The organism is Kitasatospora sp. NPDC004669 (assembly GCF_040609455.1).
In the GTDB taxonomy this organism is placed as follows: Bacteria; Actinomycetota; Actinomycetes; order Streptomycetales; family Streptomycetaceae; genus Kitasatospora.
Genome location: NZ_JBEXKB010000189.1, coordinates 1 through 2,798, shown reverse-complemented (window position 1 = coordinate 2,798; position 2,798 = coordinate 1). Strand labels below are relative to the sequence as shown.

Genomic DNA, 2,798 nt, shown 5'->3' with positions numbered 1-2,798 from the left:
TGTCGGCGTACGAGTCAACATGCACCACCTCGTACGAGTGACTGTGCACCAGAGTTGATGCGGTGACCGGCTGTTGTCCGTGAGCCTGCTGTCGTCGGTTTCGAGCGGCAGGGAGGCGGTTGGCAGTGGTCTTGGACCCGCATCGCTGGCTGGAGTTGAGGCGATATCGCGCGCTGTACGACTCCGGCGCGATGAGTCAGCGGCAGATCGCGAAGGCGACCGGGCTGAACCGCCGCACGGTCGCGAAGTACTTGTCGGGTCAGGTTCCGGCCGCGCCTCCACAGCGGGCACCGGGTGCCCTGCCCCGGCCGCGGACGGTCGACGAGGTCGCCCCGCTGATCGACGCGATGCTGCGCTCCGAGGTCCTCCTCAAGGGGACGGTGATCCACGAGCGACTGGTCCAGGAGTACGGGATCGCCATCAACTACCAGCGGATCAAGATCTACTTGCAGGAGGCCAGGCCCCGGATCGCCGAGGAACTCGGCATCAACCCCGGCGAACTCGCGGGCCTGCACCGACGCTTCGAAGTCGTGCCCGGCGCCCAGGCCCAGGTGGACTGGGGTGACGAGGGCAGAATCCTCGCCCACGTCGGCATCCCGAAGGTCTACTCGTTCCACATGACGCTGTCGTACTCGCGCGACCCGTTCTGCTGCTTCACCACCAGCCAGGACCTCGCGACGTTCTTCGACTGCCACCGGCAGGCGTTCGCGCACTTCGGCGGAGTGCCGATGAGCATCGTCTACGACCGCACCAAGACCGTGGTCCGCCGGCACGTCGCCCCTGGCGAGGCGGTCCCGCTCCACCCGGAGGCGGTCGCGTTCGCAGGCCACTACGACTTCGACATCGACGTGCTGGCCGCCTACCGTCCCACCGGCAAGGGCCGGGTCGAGCGCCAGGTGCTGATCGTGCGCGACCACGTCCTCGCCGGGAGGGCGTTCTCCTCGATCGAGGAGCTCGACGCCGCGTTCACGGCCTGGGTGCCCCTGCGGCGCGCGCGAGTCCACGGCACCCACGGAGAGGTCATCGGCCTGCGCGCGATCCGCGACCACGTTGCCCTGCGGCCGCTGCCGAGGACGCCCTATGTGGTCGCACAGCGCCACCTTCGGCACGTCGGCAAGGACTGCCTGGTCGCCTTTGACGCGAACCTCTACTCGGTGCCCGCCCGCCGGGTCCGCCCGCGCCAGCTGGTCGAGATCCGGGCCACGAAGTCCCAGGTCGTACTGCACTCGACCGTCCCCGACTCGGCCGGCAGCACCCTGCTGGCCGTCCACTCCCGGGCGGTGGGCCGCGGCGCCCGCATCGTCGACGAACGGCACTGGGACGGCCTGCCCAAGGGCGACACCAGGCGCGTCACGACGGGCGACGTCGTGCCCCGGCCCCGCCACGAACAGCCCCTGGCCGACGAAGCGGGCCCACTTCGGGCCCTGCTCAACCGGGCCGCCGCCGCCCGCGTCGAGGTCAGTCGCCGACCGCTGTCCGTCTATGACGAGCTGACCGGCACCCGCCCGTTCACCACCAACTCCCCAACGAAGGACGTCCGTTGAGCCAGCTGGTCAGCAACCGAATCCGCACCATGGCCGTCAAGCTGGGCCTGCCCCACCTCGCCGAGAGCCTGAACCAGTACGCCAAGCGGGCGGACGAAGCGAAGATGGGCTACCTCGACTTCCTCGACCTCCTCCTCGCCGAGGAACTGGCCGTCCGCGACGACCGCCGCTTCCGCCAGGGCCTGCGGCTGTCGAAGCTGCCGCACCACAAGACCCTGGACGACTACGACTTCTCCTTCCAGCCCGAGCTCGACCCGCGCAAGGTCAAGGACCTGGCCACGCTGTCATTCGTCGAAGCCAAGGCGAACGCCGCCCTGCTGGGGCCGCCCGGGGTCGGAAAGACCCACCTGGCCGTCGCCCTCGCGGTCGCCGCTTGCCGGGCCGGCTACTCGATCTACTTCACCAGCCTCGACGACATGGTCCGCCACCTCAAGGCCGCCGAGACCGCAGGGCGCCTGACCAGCAAGCTCCGCACCTACCTGCGGCCGAGCGTCCTCGTGGTCGACGAAGTGGGCTACCAGCCCCTTGAACGCGCCGAGGCGAACCTGGTCTTCCAGGTGATCTCCAAGCGGTACGAGAAGGGCTCGATCATCCTGACCTCGAACAAGACCTTCAGCGAATGGGGCCAGGTCTTCGGCGACGAGGTCCTCGCCACCGCCATCCTCGACCGGCTCCTGCACCACTGCGATGTCATCTCGATCAACGGCAACAGCTACCGCCTCAAGAACCGCCTCCAGGCCATCAACCAGGACACCGACGTGGCCTAGGAACACAGCACCGTCACCGCGGCGGACCTCGCCATCTGGCTCCGTACCTGACTGGCACGGGAGGGTCTAATCCAAGAGCTGGAACGGAGTCCGGTGCCAAGGAGCGCCAGGCGCGTCCCGCTCAGCAGCCCAGCCGACTGGCAGATCCGCGAGCTCTCGCATGCTCGAGTTGTGCTCGATCGCTGCCCAGATGCACATGGCCGCACACGCGCCAGCGAGATTCGGGTCGTTCACGCCATCGCCGACAAGCCAGGAGTTCGCCTCGGTGTGACCAACGAACAACGCCGGAAGGTCGCCGTTCGCCACTGTCCACTGAACGACGGCTCCGAGGTTCGGAGGGAACTCGGCGTTCTCAAACGGTCACGGGAGCGACCTGAAGATCTCGTGCACGGGAGCACGCTATAGCAGTTCCAGACATGATCGCCCCGGCAGTGAGTGGTGCACATAACTCCGTACTTGTTGGAGCGCTCAGATCAGTACGTGGACA

At 67.8% G+C, this 2,798-nt stretch carries 2 protein-coding genes; both read left to right on the top strand.

Going from position 1 to position 2,798, the window contains the following annotated elements; translation table 11 throughout:
• The first annotated feature begins 125 nt into the window (after positions 1 to 125).
• On the top strand, positions 126 to 1,544 hold the full coding sequence (gene istA / locus ABZW30_RS46740; RefSeq protein ID WP_355677451.1) for an IS21 family transposase: 1,419 nt from the start codon (positions 126 to 128) through the stop codon (positions 1,542 to 1,544).
• Complete coding sequence (gene istB / locus ABZW30_RS46735) at positions 1,541 to 2,311, top strand: IS21-like element helper ATPase IstB (protein ID WP_355677450.1); 771 nt, start codon at positions 1,541 to 1,543, stop codon at positions 2,309 to 2,311. Before istA ends, istB begins: the two co-directional genes overlap by 4 nt.
• Positions 2,312 to 2,798: the final 487 nt, after the last annotated feature.